Below are 17115 nucleotides of genomic sequence, written 5' to 3' on the forward strand. Positions count from 1 at the left end.
ACTCCTTAGTTAACAGAGAACTCGATTTCCTGAGCTAAGCGGGCACTGACAGGTTTTCCGTCAACTTGCTTAGGTTTGAAGGTCCATTTGGAAACCGTATGAACTGCCGCTTTCCCCAGACCGAGACGACGAGGGTCTTCTTTCAGCACCTTGACGTCTTCCACTCCACCCCGAGCGTTAACCGTAAACTCCAGCAGTACCACCCCGCGCTCAAGCCCAGCCTTAGCCGCTTTACGAGGCATTTGTGGCTGGAACGTGGCCAAAGGAACCGGGCCTCCGCTACCTGCCATCTGAGCCCCGCCGCCCTGACCGTAATGGCCAAGCACGGAACCGCCGGTCACGTTGACAGGCAGATCCAGTTTGGGCATGTCCATCGGGATCTGCTCCATCACCGGTTTGACTGTCGATGCCACTTTCATTTCAGGTGGCGGTGGCGGCCGTTTCGGTGGCGGCGGCTTAGGCAGCTCGCGTTTTTTCTCCTGTACTTTTTCTTCCGGTTTGACGCGAATGAAGTCCACCATGCGGAGGTCATCATTCGACGCCAGTTCGTGGCGCTCTTTGTTTACCAGCTTGTCCATCCCCCAGAACAAAGCCAGGGAGACAACGAGCGCCAGTGCTATTGAGGCCAGATACCGCATAGGCTTAATCCTTATTGGTTGCGGCGATGGAGATGCTCTGAACACCAGCCATACGGATCTGGTCCATGACCTTCACGACAACACCGGACTTCGCTTCTTCATCCGCCTGAATCACCACGGCACCATCCGGGCTCTCCGCACGCAGACGTTCGATATTTGCACGAACGGCATCCACTTCAACACGACGTTTGTCGACCCACACATCACCGGCGGCGCCAACGGCAACCATGATGTTGCCTTTCTTGACCGTCTGAGCCGTGTTGGCGCTCGGACGGTTAACGTCGATACCCGCTTCTTTGACAAACGACGTCGTAACAATGAAGAAGATCAGCATGATAAATACGATGTCTAGCATCGGGGTCATATCGATAGCTGCTTCGTCGCTGCTGTCGCTGCTGTAGCGTCTTTTCATGACCTATACCTCTAAATTCCGTTTACTCAGGCAATATGTTTCAACTTGTCTTCCAGCTTCTGCGTGGAGACTTTGGCCAGATGGTCCAGTCGCGAGCTGAAAAACAGCCCCGATAGGGATGCCACCATCCCGGCCAGCGTTGGGATTGTTGCCTTTGAGATCCCCGATGCCATGGCTCGGGGGCTTCCTGTTCCGATCACAGCCAAAATATCGAAGACCTGGATCATCCCGACAACTGTGCCGAGCAGACCCAGTAGCGGACACAGGGCGATCAGCACTTTGATGATCGGCAGGCCGCGTTTGTTTTCGATATCCTGCCGGGAGATGATTTCCTGGCGGATCATTTTGGCGTTCCAGCTTTGGTGATCCGGGCGTGCCGACCATTCAGCAACGGCTTTTTTCATCGCCCGGGGCAGGACTGCCGCATAGTAGAACCAGCGTTCCAGCAGCACAGTCCATAACATAAAGCTGAGGACGAAGATGGCCATCAGAACGTCTCCCCCCATTCCGAGGAAGCGTCTGATTGACTCTAATTCTTCAAGTAACCACCACATAGTGCCTCCTTAGCTGTCGGCAGCGTGCAGTTTTTCCTGGTAGCGAGCGATAAAGCCTGCACTTTGCTCTTCCAGCGTCTGCACCAGACGGCGGCTCTTACTGTGAACAAGGGTGTAGAAGAACAGCAGCGGGATAGCGACAACCAGACCCAGCATGGTGGTGACCAGTGCCTCGGAGATACCGCCGGCCATCAGTTTTGGATCGCCGGTACCAAACAGGGTAATCGCCTGGAAGGTGCCGATCATACCCATTACGGTACCCAGCAGACCCAGCAGCGGTGCCACTGATGCGAACAGCTTGATGGAGCCGACGAAACGCTCAATACTTGGTGCGTTACGCAGAATCACTTCATCCAGTTTGGCTTCCAGATCTTCCAGGTTATTGCCTTTATGACTCAGGTACGCTTCCATGATTTCGCCCAGCGGGTTGCCTTTGATCACCGTGTCGGACTTAGCTTGCTTACGCATCTTGCCGCCAATCAGTGTCAGGCGCAGGTAGCAGAACAGGGCAATCAGTGCACCCACGGCACCCATGGCCAGAATGACGTAACCCACGATACCACCCTGGTCGATACGCTCTTGAACGGTCGGGCTCTGTACCAGCAGAGACAGGATGACGCCGCGAGACGGGTCGATAAACAGTGGTTCGTAAGTACCAGACGCGGCTTCGAAGCCTGGAACATTTGCCATGATGGTGTTTGATGGCTGACGGGACAGCTCTTCAAACTTACCGGTCTGCGGAACATAGGTGACGTACTTGCCGTCAGCGATAGCATTGAACTCACCGATCAGAGTGACGTTGCGCACGTCTTCTTTACCTTCACCATAAACCACGGTAGCAGGCGTTGAAGTGGTGTTACCGGAGACAACGATCTGCTGCAGGATGGTGTGCCAGAAGGCTTCCAGCTCTTCCGTCGAAGGCAGTTCTTTACTCTCGGCCAGCTTGGTCAGGGTTGCATCTCGCTCAGGAAATTGCACTGCATTCTGAGAGGCGGAAAATAGCCCTTTAAATTCGCCGGCATACTGACGAACGACACCGAACATTTCACCCAGCGTACCGGAGCGCTGACGCAGTGTTTCTGACAGATCGGTCAGCTCTTTATCATTTTCGTCAAAAGTGGCTTTAAGCTGATCACCTTGTTCAGTGACTGACTGCAGCTCGGCACGGGCTTTTTGCAGCAGTGCGGCTTGTTGATCGCGGTTTGCGCGAAACTCTGCTTCACGCTGTTTGTTTTCTTTTGATTCGACAATACTTTCAGATTTTACTGATTTCAGTAATTCAGACAGCGAAGCCGGTGATTCAGCCTGAGCCGGTGATGCCATCACCAGGCCGGCCAGCAGGGCTGCTGCCAGTGTTTTGAATCCGTTCATTATCCTTCCTCCCCGGCAAATACTGGTAGCTTAATCAACGCTGGTGGTGCCTGTTTCTTCGCAATACGCAGACCTTGCTGGACGGCGATACGGTAGCTTTGCGGCAGGGTTTCCCACTGGCGGGTTTGCTGGTTCCACATACCTGTGTCACCACCGTCCGGAGACTGGTAAAGCAGCGCGGTGCGGCCAATGCGCAGGAAGTCGTAAGTAACGGTTTCACCATTACGATCCAGGCTGGCTTTGTAAGATTCAATGGAGCGAGAGAAGCCTTCTTCAATCTGGTAGGCTTCCATCACTTTCCGGAATTTTTCTGACGTGGTGACATCGGCGCGATCCATAAGCTGTCGCAGCTCCGTAATACGCTTGGTACGTTCGTCATGCTGGAACGGAACGTCCAGGGCAACGAACTCATCCAGCGAGTCGACCATCTTCAGCATCAGCGGCACGATTTCCATCGCGGTCTGATCGATCTGGGCGATCTGGCGGTTCAGGGAATCCAGCTCATCTTTTTGAGAATTGACCATGCGGCCGATTTGCTCGTTGTAGACCTTCAAGCTGTCAATTTGACGCAGTAATCCTTTGTATTCAGCAAGCATCGACTCAGTACTGTCAGCATATTTGTCGACTTGGACCTGAGAGGCTTCCGCTGATTGGTCAGTTTTGGCTTGGGTCGCAATGACAGTGCCCGAGTCAGCAGCCACAGAGGCTGCACTGATAGTGAGCATGGCGGCAGTGAGTGCACTTACGCCAAAGTCCTTTAACGTCATAGTTGCATCCTTGTATTTGTGTTAGTCAGTCGGGAAAAGGCGCGGGCTGAACCCGCGCCTGAATTGTTATTAGAAGTCGTAAGAACCTTCGATGTATAGCTGGCGACCGATAGGATCGTCATACTTGTTCGCGTAGAAAGGCGAAGTATCACTTAGCGGATCTGCTGGCGGAGTCTTATCAAACATGTTGATAGCACCCAGCGTGACACGGCCGTTCTCGTTGAACTGGTAAGATGCTGTCAGGTTCCAGGTCGTCATGCTGGCGATTTCCGCCTTGTAGCCTGCATCTTTGGCTTCCTGACACGTATCGAAGTAGTAACGGTTCGCATACTCAGAACACATGCGATCACGGTACTTACCGAACAGGTTCAGAGAGTAGTCGTCATAGGTCCAACCAAGGTTCAGAGTGGCGGTGTACTCAGGCATGAAATCCGTTTCATCAATAACTGCTTCACCTTTGTTTTCCTGGTACTCAGCAACCAGAATCTTGGTCAGCGACACACGAGTCGAGAACGAGCCCAGAGAGTTGGTGTCGTAGGCATATGCCACAGACAGGTCGATACCCGAACGCTTCTCTTTTGCCTGGTTTACCGGGCCGTAAGATACAGTGTTAATGGTGCCGTCGGCATTACGGGTAACTTCTGCGCCCGGGTATTTACCTGGTGCATTGATAACATCCTGGTAGGTTGGTGCTGTGACCACGTCTTCCATTTCGATGTGGTACCAGTCAACAGTAATGCCCAGATCATCAACCGGCTCCCAGACCAGACCCAGGTTAATGTTGGTACTGGTTTCTTCTTTCAGCTCAGCGTTTGGACCGTTAGAAATGTCGAAGTACTGAGTATCACACTCTGGAATGCTGGCATTCGGACCCGTCCCCCCCACAGAGGCACACAGTTGCGGGTCAAAACCGGAGCCAAAGCCACGGGTTGCGTTACCGAACAGACGCTTCAGATCCGGCGCTCGGAAGCCCAGACCGTAGCTACCGCGCAGCAACAGGTCGTCTGTCGGGCGATAAGCCAGAGCGACTTTCGGGGTAAATGCACCGCCGGTTGCAGAATCATCAAAGTAGTGGTCGTAACGGCCAGCGATTGTCATTTCGAGTTGTTCGAAAATTGGCACCATTACCTCGACACCCAGGCCGACCTGATCACGGTCACCACCGCCAGAGGTACCGCCAAGACCGGCAAATCCGCCAGCTGCGGTGATTGCATCAATAGATTCATCGTACTTGGTGCGGTTCCACTCACCGTAGATGGCAAAACCTGAAGTCCCGGCAGGCAGCTCGTACAGATCACCGGAGAACGAGCCGTTCAACGAGATCAGTTTTGAGTAAGCGTCTTTTTTGGATACGCCGGAGTATTTATCGACCACCGATTGAGGAATAGTATTCAGCAGATCCACTTCACCGTTCTGAACGGCTTGTTCCAGAGTGGCGAGAACGGCAGGGTTATCTGTTTTGACTCTCTGCTCAGAGTAGCTTGCGTAGATTTCCCAGTCGTAGGCATTGTTCAGTGACCCGTACAGACCGGTGGTCAGGCCGTAAGACTGTGCTTCAGTGTTACTTTCACGCGGTCCGAACTCGACCAGGCGTCGTGTGTACTCACCGGCGCCACGGAAGTGGTTGGCATCCACTTCAACTGATAGTGGGTTTGGTTCGAACGTGGAGTCTGTTGACTTGTAACCGTAACGGGCTTCAGCCATCGCGGTCAGGCCATCGTTGATGTCCATTTCACCACGCAGCAACAAGTCAGCTTGCTTGTTTTCCGGTTTCAGGGCACGGTCGCCTGAGCGGTTATAGCCACATTTGCCGTCAGCACGATCCAAACCGTTGCTGCCAACCACTGCCTGACAGTCATCAGGGCGCAGAAGTGTGCCGTTTTCACCGACGAAGTTGGCTCCGTAGCTAGAGCTGGCGCTAAATTGAGAGCGGTTTGAAGTATCATCGCCCGCCCAGTTGCGGTCTTGCTGCATCAGCATTTCGTTACCCGCGAACTGGCCGACAAACAGCACGCGCTTGTCTTCGAAGTCTTTACCGGCAACGATATCGACACGACCGTTTTGGAAATCGCCATCAGTGGCATCACCATAACGGGCTTTCACTGATACGCCGTCGAAATCTTTCTTCAGGATAAAGTTAACTACACCGCCGATAGCATCGGAACCGTAGATCGCAGAGCCGGAGTCCGTCATGACTTCTACACGCTCAATGGCGGCAACCGGAATCTGGCCGATATCCTGAAAGTTTGAGGTGCCGTCTTGTGCCAGTGGGTACTGAGGCATACGTCGACCGTCGATCAGAATCAGGGTACGTGATGCACCCAGACCACGAAGGTTGACTGACTGTGCGGCAGGGGTAAAGGTAAATGAGTCTGTTTGGGACAGTGTACCACCGGTGTTCTGAGTCAGACTGCCGAGAATGTCCTGTGCACTGTTAAAGCCTTTTGACTCAATGTCTTTGCTGGTGATGACGGTAACCGGCGACGGACCTTCCATGTCCGTAGTCGAAATACGAGAGCCCGTTACTTTCATCTTTTGAAGTTGTTCAACTTGTTGTTCTTCAGCGTGTGCTGCCGAGGTCAGGAACCCGGTTCCCAACGCAAGACTAATTGCAACAGATAGCGCTGTTGTCTTTCTATTCATCCTTGCTGCTCCATTATTCTTCTTCCTGTTATTCGGCTGAATACCGAATCGAACATTAACTTTTTGTTAACGTCCGAGTCCGAAGGTATACATGAAGCAAAAAGATGAAGTCAAACCAGTGACTTTTATGTGTTAGAAAATTTAAAACGGAATAAAAAACTAGCTTTGCTGTGAATTTGTTTTTTTATTCTTTGTAATTGATTTGGATCAAATCAATTGACTGAGTTAGTGTCAGTTTTTATTTGAAATGCGTGAGTGCGCATATGTGTTGTGATTGAGTGGTCAATAAGATGAATAAACCAATAGAACTAAAAATAACCGGTTAAATATTCTAAGTTTGCAGGTGGTGAAAAAGTATGCTGTAAAATGCCAATTAGGTATTATCAGATTTATCTCATCCGGCCACTTAATAAAAGAAAGTGAGCTCTTTTTATTCCAAAATGGAATTTGATGGAGGGGGCTGAATATTCATATTTGGGTGATAATAATGGTAGGGGAAGGGGAGCAGAAGGCTGCTATATTGTGTTGAATTTTCGTGCAAATTGGATTTTTATCATTTTTTTTTGTGTGATATCCCATATTTGAAAAATGTGACAATCCTGGGTCAAAATCGTTAACCGTGCTTGATGGTAGGCAGATTTAACTGTAATTATGATGTTACAAAAAATAATCGGTGTCTTAACTAGGACATCTATAAAGTGAAAATGTTCAGGACGAACAAGAATATTCGCTTTTGGTGACAACGAAGTGGCAATTACAGCAGTAATGGCCTTTTGCTTTTACCATCCTGACGAATGGACATGGAGTTGATTGAGACATGTTGTCATATTTTTTACGTCGTATGGCGTTGGTTGTTCCAACGTTTCTGGGTATTACGGTACTCATCTTTGCCATCACCCGGTTTGTGCCTGGCGGCCCGGTTGAACGGATGCTGGCCAATATGCAGGCTCAGGGAGACGGTGGCGGTGCTGCGATGACGTCTGCTGGCGGTAACTCCGCCTTGTCAGAAGAACAGATGGCAGAGCTGAACGCGTTCTATGGCCTGGACAAGCCTGTGGTCGAAGCCTATACCGAGTGGTTAAGCCGACTGATGGTGCTCGACTTCGGCGAATCCACCCGTTACTACGAACCTGTCTCAGAGATGATTGCTGAACGGTTGCCGGTCTCATTGTTTTACGGCGGCATGACGTTTTTTATCAGCTATTTTATCTCTATCCCACTTGGTTATTACAAAGCCCTCAAGCACGGTTCGGTGTTTGATTCGGGCTCTTCAATATTAATTTTCGTTGGTTATGCATTGCCCGGTTATGTGGTCGGCGTTTTGCTGATCACGTTATTCAGCTATCACCTTGAATGGTTCCCGATGGGCGGTTTTGTCGGTGACGAGTTTGACGATTATGAAACCTTCTTCGAGCGGGCGAAAGATGTGATGTGGCATGCGGTGTTACCGTTGATCTGTTATTTGATTGGTGACTTCGCCACATTAACCATGACCATGAAAAATAATTTAATGGAGAACTTGTCATCGGATTATATCCGGACCGCGATTGCTAAAGGGTTACCTTTCCGTAAAGCCGTTCGTAAGCATGCTCTGCGTAACAGTTTAATTCCTATTGCCAGCCACTTTGGTAATTCATTGTTATTTTTCATGACCGGCTCTTTCCTTATTGAAGTTATTTTCAATATCGATGGTATTGGTCTGCTGGGTTATGAATCCATTATTGAACGCGATTATCCCGTGGTGATGGGTATTGTTGCAATTAATGCTGTGATGTTGCTTATCGGAAATATTCTTTCAGATATTTGTGTTGCCATCGTGGACCCGCGCGTGAAGTTTGGAGCCTGATATGTTGAATCTAAATCCTTTAACACTGAAAAAAATAAAACGCTTCAAAGAAATAAAACGTGGGTACTGGTCATTTTTAATTTTGTCTGCGCTGTTAATTTTGTCACTGTTTGCTGAGTTGCTTATTAACAGCAAAGCGCTGGTGGTGAAATATAACGGTCAATACAGTTTCCCGGTCATTTCTGATGTTCGTCTGGGGCATGAATTCGGTCAGTCATCTTCCAGCGAAGCTGACTACCGTCTGTTGCAGAGTACCTTTGCCCAGGAAGGCGGCGACAATTTCGTTATTATGCCGTTGGTTCCTTGGAATCCGTACGAGCAGGATTTTTCTGGTAATTATCCGCCTAACCCGCCGAGCACGGCTGATAAACATTATCTGGGAACCGATGTGATTGGCCGCGATATCCTGGCGCGTTTGGTATACGGCTTTCGTACCGCGATGGGTTTTGCCCTGATGACTATGGTGATCTCTTATGCGATAGGAACCGCGGTGGGCTGTGCGATGGGGTTCTTCGGCGGTAAGTTCGACCTGTTCGTTCAGCGCCTGATTGAAGTGTGGTCAATGGTGCCTTTCTTGTACGTGATCATGATTCTGGTCTCGATTACTCAACCAACCTTCATGCTGTTTGTCGCGATTAACGTGCTGTTCGGCTGGCTCTCGATCACCTGGTATATGCGAACCATGACCTACAAGGAATCGGCCCGTGAATACGTGATGGCGGCCAAAGCGCTGGGCGCTTCCACCCCGCGGATCCTGTTTAATCATATTTTGCCTAATACTATGGTTATGATTGTGACACTGGCACCGTTCACGATTGCGATGAATATTACTGCCCTGACGGCGCTGGATTACCTAGGGTTGGGGCTGATGCCGCCGACGCCGAGCTGGGGTGAGTTGCTGCAGCAGGGCAAAGCTAATCTTGATTCGCCATGGATTGTCACCTCGGTGGTTAGCTCCATTGTCCTGGTACTGGTCATGGTCACCTTTATAGGTGAAGCGATTCGGGCCGCGTTTGACCCGAAAAAATTCACACGGTATGTCTGATTGTCTGCCGCAATTGTTGGAATAAGGATATTAAAACAATGAATATGAAGTTCACTTTTCCGGCCTTAGCGGTCATGGCCGCGCTGACACACTCAGCCTATGCCGCTGATTTGCCGGCCGACCTGGAATGGATCTCGAACATGAACGAGCCGCTGTTTGCTTCTCCAGAAGCGAAGTTTGGCGGCACGTTGCGTACTTACATGGCCAGCTTCCCGCAGACTCTGCGTAGCGTGGGGCCGGATGCTAACTCAGGCCTGCGCCATTATTTTATGGATGGGGTACCGAAACTGGCCGCCCGCCATCCCAATACCGGTAAATGGATTCCTCAGCTGGCTGAGTCCTGGGCGTTTGATGAGGACAACCAGACCGTCTATTTCAAGCTGAACCCAAAAGCCAAGTGGTCTGACGGTGAGAAGGTAACCGCGGATGATTACCTGTTCATGCTGAAATACTACCGTTCGAAAGACATTATCGACCCGTGGTACAACGACTTTTTCACAGAGAAAATCGAAGATGTGGTGAAGTTTGATGAGTACACCATTGCGATAAAATCTGCCGTGAAAAAATCGCATGATGAGCTGATGGTGCAAATCAACCTGCCAAGCAATGGCCTGCAACCTCGTCCTGAGCATTTCTTTAAACCTCAGAAAGATGACAACAAAGACGGAATCGATGACAACTTCGTCCGTCGTTACAATTTCAAAGGCGAGCCGACTACCGGTCCATACTTCATGGACAAGGTTGAGAAAGGCAAGAGCGTGACATTTAAGCATGTCGGGCAGGACTGGTGGGGATACGGCAATCCTTATTACCAGCACCGCTACAATGTGGAGAGAGTGCGTATTACCGTGATTCGCGACAGTGATATCGCGATGAAGCATTTCGAAAAGGGCAACCTGGACGTATTTGGCGTTATCTTGCCGAACCTGTGGCATGACAAGACCAATACACAGCCTTATAAAGATGGTTATATCGATAAGTTCTGGGGCTATAACCAGGTGGTGCAAGGCGCGGGCGGCCTGTGGATGAACACTGCGCAGCCGTTGCTGAATGACCGGAATGTTCGAGCCGGGATCACGTATGCGACTGACTTTGATGGCATGATTTCCAATGTGTTGCGCGGCGATTATGTCCGTAAACCACACGGTTTGGGAAGCGGGCACGGTGGCTATGATTTGCCTGACGTGAAAGCGCCTAAGTTTGATCCTGAGCTGGCAGCGAAATACTTTGAACAGGCTGGCTTTACCCAGATTGGCCCTGACGGCATCCGGATGAACAGCAAAGGTGAGCGCCTGAGTTTTGGTATTACTTACGGTTACCAGCCGAATACCCCGCGTATCGCGTACCTCAAAGAACAGGCCAAGCAGGCTGGTCTGGAGTTTACGCTGAACCTGGTTGATGGGTCTTCTGCGTTCAAGTACGTGCTGGAGAAAAAACATCAGCTGGCATTCCTGACCATGGGAGGCGGTGAAATTCCGGCATATTGGGAATACCTCCACTCTGACAACGCCAAGCCACAAACCAATAACCATACAAACTACCAGTCACCGGAAATGGACAAGCTGATCAATGCGTATCTGGCCGAATTTGACGTGGCGAAGAAGCAGGACATTTCACACGATATTCTGAAGAAGGTCTCGGATGAGTTCCTGATTGTACCGGGATACATGGTGCCTTATACCCGTGAAGCCTACTGGCGCTGGATGAAATACCCGATGCCGGGGATGACCAAGCAAACTGAAGTGATGTTCTCGGTTGTGGATTTGGCGACATTCTGGATTGACGAGAAAGTCAAAAAAGAAACCCTGGCAGCAATGGATAAAGGCCAGACGTTTGATCCGGTGACCGTGATTGATGATACCTACAAGCTGTAAGGTCGGTTGATATGCAAGATGATGTAATTCTGAGTGTTCGCGATCTGGAAACGGAGTTCGCTACCGATGACGGTGTAGTGAAGATCCTTCATGGTGTCAGTTTTGATGTGCGAAAAGGGCGGACGCTGGGGCTGGTGGGGGAATCCGGTTGTGGTAAGAGTGTGACCTCCATGTCGATCATGGGGCTGTTGCCAAAGCCCTATGGCCGAGTAACGAAGGGACAGATCCTGTACCGCGGTACGGATCTGGTAACGCTTCCGCCGGAAGAAATGTACGCGATGCGTGGCGATCGGATCTCAATGATTTTTCAGGATCCGATGACAGCCCTGAATCCGGTGCATACTGTCGGTCGTCAGCTAAATGAAGTACTGGAGCTGCATCGCCCGGATTTAGACAAACAGGCTCGCACGGCCTATTCGCTGGAGATGCTCAAGAAAGTCAAAATCCCGATGCCGGACAAGCGACTGAAAGAGTACCCGCACAATTTATCCGGCGGTATGCGGCAGCGCGTCATGATTGCGATGGCACTGGCTTGTAAACCTGACATACTTATTTGTGATGAACCGACCACAGCGCTCGATGTGACTGTTCAGGCATCCATTCTGGAATTGATGAATGAGCTCCAGGAAGAAACCGGGATGTCGATGATTTTTATCACCCATGATTTGGGGGTCGTTGCGGAAATTTGTGACGATGTTGCGGTGATGTATGGCGGTAAAGTGGTGGAGCATGCAGATGTGTTTGATCTGTTTGATAATCCGCAACACCCTTATACCGAACGTTTGATGGGGCTGATGCCAAGCTTGGACAATGAACCTAAGCAGCCTATCGAAATTAAGCCGATTGATGTCACCTTATTCCCTGAGTTCAAAGGGTAATCATCGCTGAGGTCGAGAAAGAGGACGCTATGACAGAAGTATTACGGATAGAAAACCTCAAGCAGCATTTTGTCTCTGGCAAAGGCATTTTCAAAAAAGGTTACACGGTGAAAGCCGTGGACGGCGTGTCGTTTTCCGTTTCAAGAGGCGAGACCCTGGGGCTGGTGGGTGAATCAGGCTGCGGCAAAAGTACCCTGGGGCGTACTATTCTTAAACTGTACGAACCGACAGACGGGAAAATTATCTTTGAGGGACAGGACATTACCCGACTCTCCACCAAAGAAATGCGGCCACTGCGAAAAGATCTGCAGATTGTTTTTCAGGATCCAATGGAGTCGCTGAATCAGCGTCATACCATCGGAATGATTCTGGAAGAGCCTTATATTATCCATAACATCGGAACTCCGGCAGAGCGCCAGCTGTGGGTCAAAGAACTACTGGTCAAAGTCGGCTTGCCGGAAAACGCGGTGAACCGTTACCCCCATGAGTTCTCCGGTGGCCAGCGTCAGCGTATTGGTATTGCGCGGGCAATCGCGCTGAAACCTAAGCTATTGATCTGTGATGAGTCTGTTTCAGCTCTGGACGTGTCGGTACAGGCTCAAATCCTCAATTTGCTGTTGCAATTGCAGAAAGAAATGAATCTGGCGATTATCTTTATTTCCCATGACCTGTCGGTTGTTAAACATATCTCTGACCGGGTGGCAGTGATGTATTTCGGCAAAATTGTGGAGATGGGGGAATCGAAGGACATTTACGCCAATCCGCAGGCTGATTACACCAAGACGCTGCTTTCCGCGATACCGATCACTCACCCGAGGGATCGAAAGAAGAAGCGACCAGCCGAAAAGAAGACTCAAGTAGCTTAACCACAAGAAGCACTGCCTCGCAGTGCTTCTTTGTTTTTGGCTCGCCCATACTTAATGGAACGTAGATCAGGTAAACGATTATCAAGGACGAAAAATGAAGAAAGTAATCACGTTGGCACTGTCTTTAATACCGATGGTTTCTGATGCCGCGTTGCCACCGGATGTGAGCTGGCAAACCAATAATCATGAACCCTTGTTTGCTTCCCCTGATGCCAAATTTGGCGGTACATTTCGTACTTCAATCGACAGTTTTCCGCAAACATTCAGAACCGTTGGACCGGATGGAAATGGTCGTTTTCGCACCTGGCTGTTAGACGGTCAGCCGCAATTACTGCAACGTCACCCGGACAGCTTGGCCTGGATTCCAGACATTGCCACGCACTGGGCTTTTGGTAACGACAATAAAACCATTTATATGAAGCTGAATCCGGCAGCAAAATGGTCAGACGGCGTACCGCTGAAAGCAACAGATTTTAGCTACATGCTGAAGTTTTATCGTTCCAAAGACATTTTTGACCCATGGTATAACACCTTTTATACCGAAATGTTTGATCAGATTAATGCTCTGGATGCCCATACGATTGAAATTGTTTTTGGCAAAGAAATGGATAAGGAAGACTTACTCTATTTCAGTCATCGTCTGAAGCCGCGGCCTGAACACTTCTATAAGCCAAATCAAGATGCAAACCAGGACGGCGTTGATGATAACTTCGTCCGCCTTTATAACTTCAAGCCTGAGCCGACACTCGGGGCCTATCATGTCGGTGACATCAAGAAAGGCAAATCCATCACCATGGAACATGCCGGGAAAGAGTGGTGGGGGTATAGCAATCGCTATTATCAGCATCGCTATAACCCGGAGAAAATTCGGATTCGTGTAATTCGCGATCAGGATATTGCCTTTAAGCACTTCGAAAAGGGCGATTTGGATGCCTTTGCTTTGGGGCGGCCGGAATTATGGTATGACAAAACTAATTCAGCGCCTTTCCAAAAGGGGTACATTCATAAGTTCTGGGGATATAACCAGACTGAAATCGGAGCGGGTAGCTTTTGGCTGAATACCGCCAAGCCTCAACTGGGTGATCGGAATGTACGAAAAGGGATTGCGTTGGCTTTAGATATTGATGGCCTGAACCAAAATGTATTCCGAGGCGATTTTAGTCGTAAGCCTCAGGGGCTGGGAGTCGGTCTGGGAGCGTTTACTAATGAGAGCCTCAAACCGTTACCTTATGATCCACAGGCTGCAATCTCGTCATTTACACAAGCGGGGTTTGATCGTGTGGGAGCCGATGGTATTCGGGTGAATGCGAGGGGCCAGCGCCTGAGTTTTGCCGTCACCTACAGTAATCAGGTCATGACGCCACAACTGGCTTATCTGAAAGAACAGGCTAAAGCAGCGGGCCTTGAACTGACATTGAATCTGGTCGACGGCTCATCGGCGTTCAAATATGTCCTGGAGAAAAAGCACGAAATCTCCTACCACAGTATGGGCTCGGCACCTCGTCCACAATACTGGGAATACTTCCATAGTGAAAATGCGAATAAGCCGCAGAACAACAATTTTACCAATTACAGTACCCCGCAACTCGATGAGTTGATCATGAAATACCGCAGTGTTTTTTCAACCAAAGATAAAGAATCCTTGTCGCGCGAGATTCAGCAGGTAGTCCATGACGCAAACGTGATAGTACCAGGAGTGATGGCACCATATACCCGGGAAGGGTACTGGCGCTGGATTAAATACCCTGACCAGCCGATGCAAAAGAAAATGGAGCAACTCATGACGATAAGTGGGTTATACGATCTTGGTCTGTACTGGATAGATGCTGATGTGAAGAAAGAAACACAGAAGGCGATGAAAAAGGGACAGGCCTTTGAACCTGTGACTATCATGGATAACCAATATAAGCCCAGATAAAGCTGTTTCTAACGGTACAAAGGAAGGTACCCAATGTGGTGTCTTCCTTTTTTTATACGAAAAGCCCTGAAGTAGATTGATTTTTAATCGAACGAGCTGGCTTTCTGAGTTTTTCTGTTTTTAGGGGTTGTCAGCGTGGCGGAAGTCTCTATAATCCCGCCTCACTGACACGGACTACGGCGAAATAAGCCAGCGACGTGAAAGAAAAGTTCTTTAACAATTTGACCATGCAATCTGTGTGGGCACTCGTGAACTGATAGTCAAAAAGATTTATCGATGAACTGAGTGACCAATTCAAAATGACTTCGGTTATTTTGGCACAGTCAATTTAATTCAGTATTCATCGAGCCAAAACTTTAATTGAAGAGTTTGATCATGGCTCAGATTGAACGCTGGCGGCAGGCCTAACACATGCAAGTCGAGCGGCAGCGACAACATTGACCCTTCGGGGGATTTGTTGGGCGGCGAGCGGCGGACGGGTGAGTAATGCCTGGGAACATGCCTTAGTGTGGGGGATAACCATTGGAAACGATGGCTAATACCGCATAATCTCTACGGAGCAAAGAGGGGGACCTTCGGGCCTCTCGCGCTAAGATTGGCCCAGGTGGGATTAGCTAGTAGGTGGGGTAACGGCTCACCTAGGCGACGATCCCTAGCTGGTCTGAGAGGATGATCAGCCACACTGGAACTGAGACACGGTCCAGACTCCTACGGGAGGCAGCAGTGGGGAATATTGCACAATGGGGGAAACCCTGATGCAGCCATGCCGCGTGTGTGAAGAAGGCCTTCGGGTTGTAAAGCACTTTCAGCAGTGAGGAAGGCGGTATCGTTAATAGCGGTATTGTTTGACGTTAGCTGCAGAAGAAGCACCGGCTAACTCCGTGCCAGCAGCCGCGGTAATACGGAGGGTGCGAGCGTTAATCGGAATTACTGGGCGTAAAGCGCATGCAGGCGGCTTGTTAAGCCAGATGTGAAAGCCCGGGGCTCAACCTCGGAATCGCATTTGGAACTGGCAGGCTAGAGTCTTGTAGAGGGGGGTAGAATTTCAGGTGTAGCGGTGAAATGCGTAGAGATCTGAAGGAATACCGGTGGCGAAGGCGGCCCCCTGGACAAAGACTGACGCTCAGATGCGAAAGCGTGGGGAGCAAACAGGATTAGATACCCTGGTAGTCCACGCCGTAAACGATGTCTACTTGGAGGTTGGTGTCTTGAACACTGGCTTTCGGAGCTAACGCGTTAAGTAGACCGCCTGGGGAGTACGGTCGCAAGATTAAAACTCAAATGAATTGACGGGGGCCCGCACAAGCGGTGGAGCATGTGGTTTAATTCGATGCAACGCGAAGAACCTTACCTACTCTTGACATCCACGGAATCCTGCAGAGATGCGGGAGTGCCTTCGGGAACCGTGAGACAGGTGCTGCATGGCTGTCGTCAGCTCGTGTTGTGAAATGTTGGGTTAAGTCCCGCAACGAGCGCAACCCTTATCCTTGTTTGCCAGCACTTCGGGTGGGAACTCCAGGGAGACTGCCGGTGATAAACCGGAGGAAGGTGGGGACGACGTCAAGTCATCATGGCCCTTACGAGTAGGGCTACACACGTGCTACAATGGCATATACAGAGGGCAGCAAGACCGCGAGGTGGAGCGAATCCCACAAAGTATGTCGTAGTCCGGATTGGAGTCTGCAACTCGACTCCATGAAGTCGGAATCGCTAGTAATCGTGGATCAGAATGCCACGGTGAATACGTTCCCGGGCCTTGTACACACCGCCCGTCACACCATGGGAGTGGGCTGCACCAGAAGTAGATAGCTTAACCTTCGGGAGGGCGTTTACCACGGTGTGGTTCATGACTGGGGTGAAGTCGTAACAAGGTAGCCCTAGGGGAACCTGGGGCTGGATCACCTCCTTACCAAAAGACTGCGCTTTGCGTAGTGTCCACACAGATTGCTTGGTTAAAATGTGAAGAGCGAAACGATGCTGGGTCTGTAGCTCAGGTGGTTAGAGCGCACCCCTGATAAGGGTGAGGTCGGTGGTTCAAGTCCACTCAGACCCACCACTTCCTGCCCAAAGGAAGCTGGTGAGGCATCGGAAACGTTGGGGCTATAGCTCAGCTGGGAGAGCGCCTGCCTTGCACGCAGGAGGTCAGCAGTTCGATCCTGCTTAGCTCCACCACTCTTTAAGGGTTTTCCCTGAGAATCTTTAAACAGTGGTGTTATCTCGTTGGAGATAATGACACATGCTCTTTAACAATCTGGAAAGCTGACTAGTAATTCGATTCATACGAATCGAAATTATTGTTTCTC

Annotated in this window: 12 protein-coding genes, 2 tRNA genes and 1 rRNA gene; 9 read left to right on the top strand and 6 right to left on the bottom strand. The window is 50.1% G+C overall.

The features are described 5' to 3' along the window. Window positions 1-5 precede the first annotated feature (5 nt). From FH974_RS03240 to FH974_RS03265, 6 genes are all read right to left on the bottom strand, one after another. Complete coding sequence (locus FH974_RS03240; RefSeq protein WP_047883149.1) at window positions 6-638, bottom strand: energy transducer TonB; 633 nt, start codon at window positions 636-638, stop codon at window positions 6-8. A 4-nt stretch (window positions 639-642) separates the two neighbouring features. After that, window positions 643-1050 (bottom strand): ExbD/TolR family protein, encoded by a 408-nt coding sequence (locus FH974_RS03245; protein WP_047877572.1) that lies wholly within the window; start codon window positions 1048-1050, stop codon window positions 643-645. 26 nt (window positions 1051-1076) lie between these two features. Further along, on the bottom strand, window positions 1077-1604 hold the full coding sequence (locus FH974_RS03250; RefSeq protein WP_047883148.1) for a MotA/TolQ/ExbB proton channel family protein: 528 nt from the start codon (window positions 1602-1604) through the stop codon (window positions 1077-1079). A 9-nt stretch (window positions 1605-1613) separates the two neighbouring features. Next, complete coding sequence (locus tag FH974_RS03255; protein WP_047883147.1) at window positions 1614-2975, bottom strand: MotA/TolQ/ExbB proton channel family protein; 1362 nt, start codon at window positions 2973-2975, stop codon at window positions 1614-1616. Then, the gene (locus FH974_RS03260) at window positions 2975-3742 is read right to left on the bottom strand and encodes a DUF3450 domain-containing protein (RefSeq protein ID WP_047883146.1); all 768 of its coding nucleotides are present in this window, start codon (window positions 3740-3742) and stop codon (window positions 2975-2977) included. Before FH974_RS03260 ends, FH974_RS03255 begins: the two co-directional genes overlap by 1 nt. Window positions 3743-3811: 69 nt before the next feature. Beyond that, a complete protein-coding gene (locus FH974_RS03265; RefSeq protein ID WP_047883145.1) occupies window positions 3812-6385 on the bottom strand; it encodes a TonB-dependent receptor plug domain-containing protein in 2574 nt (857 codons plus the stop codon). Between the two features lie 817 nt (window positions 6386-7202). Between FH974_RS03265 and FH974_RS03270 the strand changes: the two genes are divergently transcribed. The 9 genes from FH974_RS03270 to FH974_RS03310 all read left to right on the top strand — a co-directional run bounded on the left by FH974_RS03270 (window position 7203) and on the right by FH974_RS03310 (window position 16984). Beyond that, a complete protein-coding gene (locus tag FH974_RS03270) occupies window positions 7203-8231 on the top strand; it encodes an ABC transporter permease subunit (RefSeq protein ID WP_047883144.1) in 1029 nt (342 codons plus the stop codon). A gap of 1 nt (window position 8232) precedes the next feature. Beyond that, window positions 8233-9276 (top strand): ABC transporter permease subunit, encoded by a 1044-nt coding sequence (locus FH974_RS03275; protein ID WP_047883143.1) that lies wholly within the window; start codon window positions 8233-8235, stop codon window positions 9274-9276. 38 nt (window positions 9277-9314) lie between these two features. After that, window positions 9315-11150: an extracellular solute-binding protein gene (locus tag FH974_RS03280; protein WP_047883142.1), complete on the top strand. Its 1836-nt coding sequence runs from the start codon at window positions 9315-9317 to the stop codon at window positions 11148-11150. Between the two features lie 11 nt (window positions 11151-11161). Continuing rightward, window positions 11162-12028 carry an ABC transporter ATP-binding protein gene (locus FH974_RS03285; RefSeq protein ID WP_084712412.1) on the top strand — a complete coding sequence of 289 codons (867 nt, stop codon included), beginning with the start codon at window positions 11162-11164 and terminating at the stop codon, window positions 12026-12028. Between the two features lie 29 nt (window positions 12029-12057). Next, complete coding sequence (locus FH974_RS03290; protein WP_084712411.1) at window positions 12058-12894, top strand: ABC transporter ATP-binding protein; 837 nt, start codon at window positions 12058-12060, stop codon at window positions 12892-12894. Window positions 12895-12988: 94 nt separating this feature from the next. Beyond that, the gene (locus FH974_RS03295) at window positions 12989-14812 is read left to right on the top strand and encodes an extracellular solute-binding protein (RefSeq protein ID WP_207103488.1); all 1824 of its coding nucleotides are present in this window, start codon (window positions 12989-12991) and stop codon (window positions 14810-14812) included. A 357-nt stretch (window positions 14813-15169) separates the two neighbouring features. Further along, window positions 15170-16721 (top strand): 16S ribosomal RNA (locus FH974_RS03300). A gap of 70 nt (window positions 16722-16791) precedes the next feature. After that, a tRNA-Ile gene (locus FH974_RS03305) sits at window positions 16792-16868 on the top strand. 40 nt (window positions 16869-16908) lie between these two features. After that, window positions 16909-16984, top strand: a tRNA-Ala gene (locus FH974_RS03310). Window positions 16985-17115: the final 131 nt, after the last annotated feature.

Source organism: Photobacterium ganghwense (genome assembly GCF_017329545.1).
GTDB lineage: Bacteria > Pseudomonadota > Gammaproteobacteria > Enterobacterales > Vibrionaceae > Photobacterium > Photobacterium ganghwense.

What these genes read in the sequence shown, in the direction of transcription:
- FH974_RS03240 (WP_047883149.1), bottom strand. Translation starts at nt 638, where the DNA reads ATGCGGTATCTGGCCTCAATAGCACTGGCGCTCGTTGTCTCCCTGGCT.
- FH974_RS03285 (WP_084712412.1), top strand. Translation starts at nt 11,162, where the DNA reads ATGCAAGATGATGTAATTCTGAGTGTTCGCGATCTGGAAACGGAGTTC.
- FH974_RS03265 (WP_047883145.1), bottom strand. Translation starts at nt 6,385, where the DNA reads ATGAATAGAAAGACAACAGCGCTATCTGTTGCAATTAGTCTTGCGTTG.
- FH974_RS03280 (WP_047883142.1), top strand. Translation starts at nt 9,315, where the DNA reads ATGAATATGAAGTTCACTTTTCCGGCCTTAGCGGTCATGGCCGCGCTG.
- FH974_RS03270 (WP_047883144.1), top strand. Translation starts at nt 7,203, where the DNA reads ATGTTGTCATATTTTTTACGTCGTATGGCGTTGGTTGTTCCAACGTTT.
- FH974_RS03245 (WP_047877572.1), bottom strand. Translation starts at nt 1,050, where the DNA reads ATGAAAAGACGCTACAGCAGCGACAGCAGCGACGAAGCAGCTATCGAT.
- FH974_RS03290 (WP_084712411.1), top strand. Translation starts at nt 12,058, where the DNA reads ATGACAGAAGTATTACGGATAGAAAACCTCAAGCAGCATTTTGTCTCT.
- FH974_RS03255 (WP_047883147.1), bottom strand. Translation starts at nt 2,975, where the DNA reads ATGAACGGATTCAAAACACTGGCAGCAGCCCTGCTGGCCGGCCTGGTG.
- FH974_RS03260 (WP_047883146.1), bottom strand. Translation starts at nt 3,742, where the DNA reads ATGACGTTAAAGGACTTTGGCGTAAGTGCACTCACTGCCGCCATGCTC.
- FH974_RS03250 (WP_047883148.1), bottom strand. Translation starts at nt 1,604, where the DNA reads ATGTGGTGGTTACTTGAAGAATTAGAGTCAATCAGACGCTTCCTCGGA.
- FH974_RS03295 (WP_207103488.1), top strand. Translation starts at nt 12,989, where the DNA reads ATGAAGAAAGTAATCACGTTGGCACTGTCTTTAATACCGATGGTTTCT.
- FH974_RS03275 (WP_047883143.1), top strand. Translation starts at nt 8,233, where the DNA reads ATGTTGAATCTAAATCCTTTAACACTGAAAAAAATAAAACGCTTCAAA.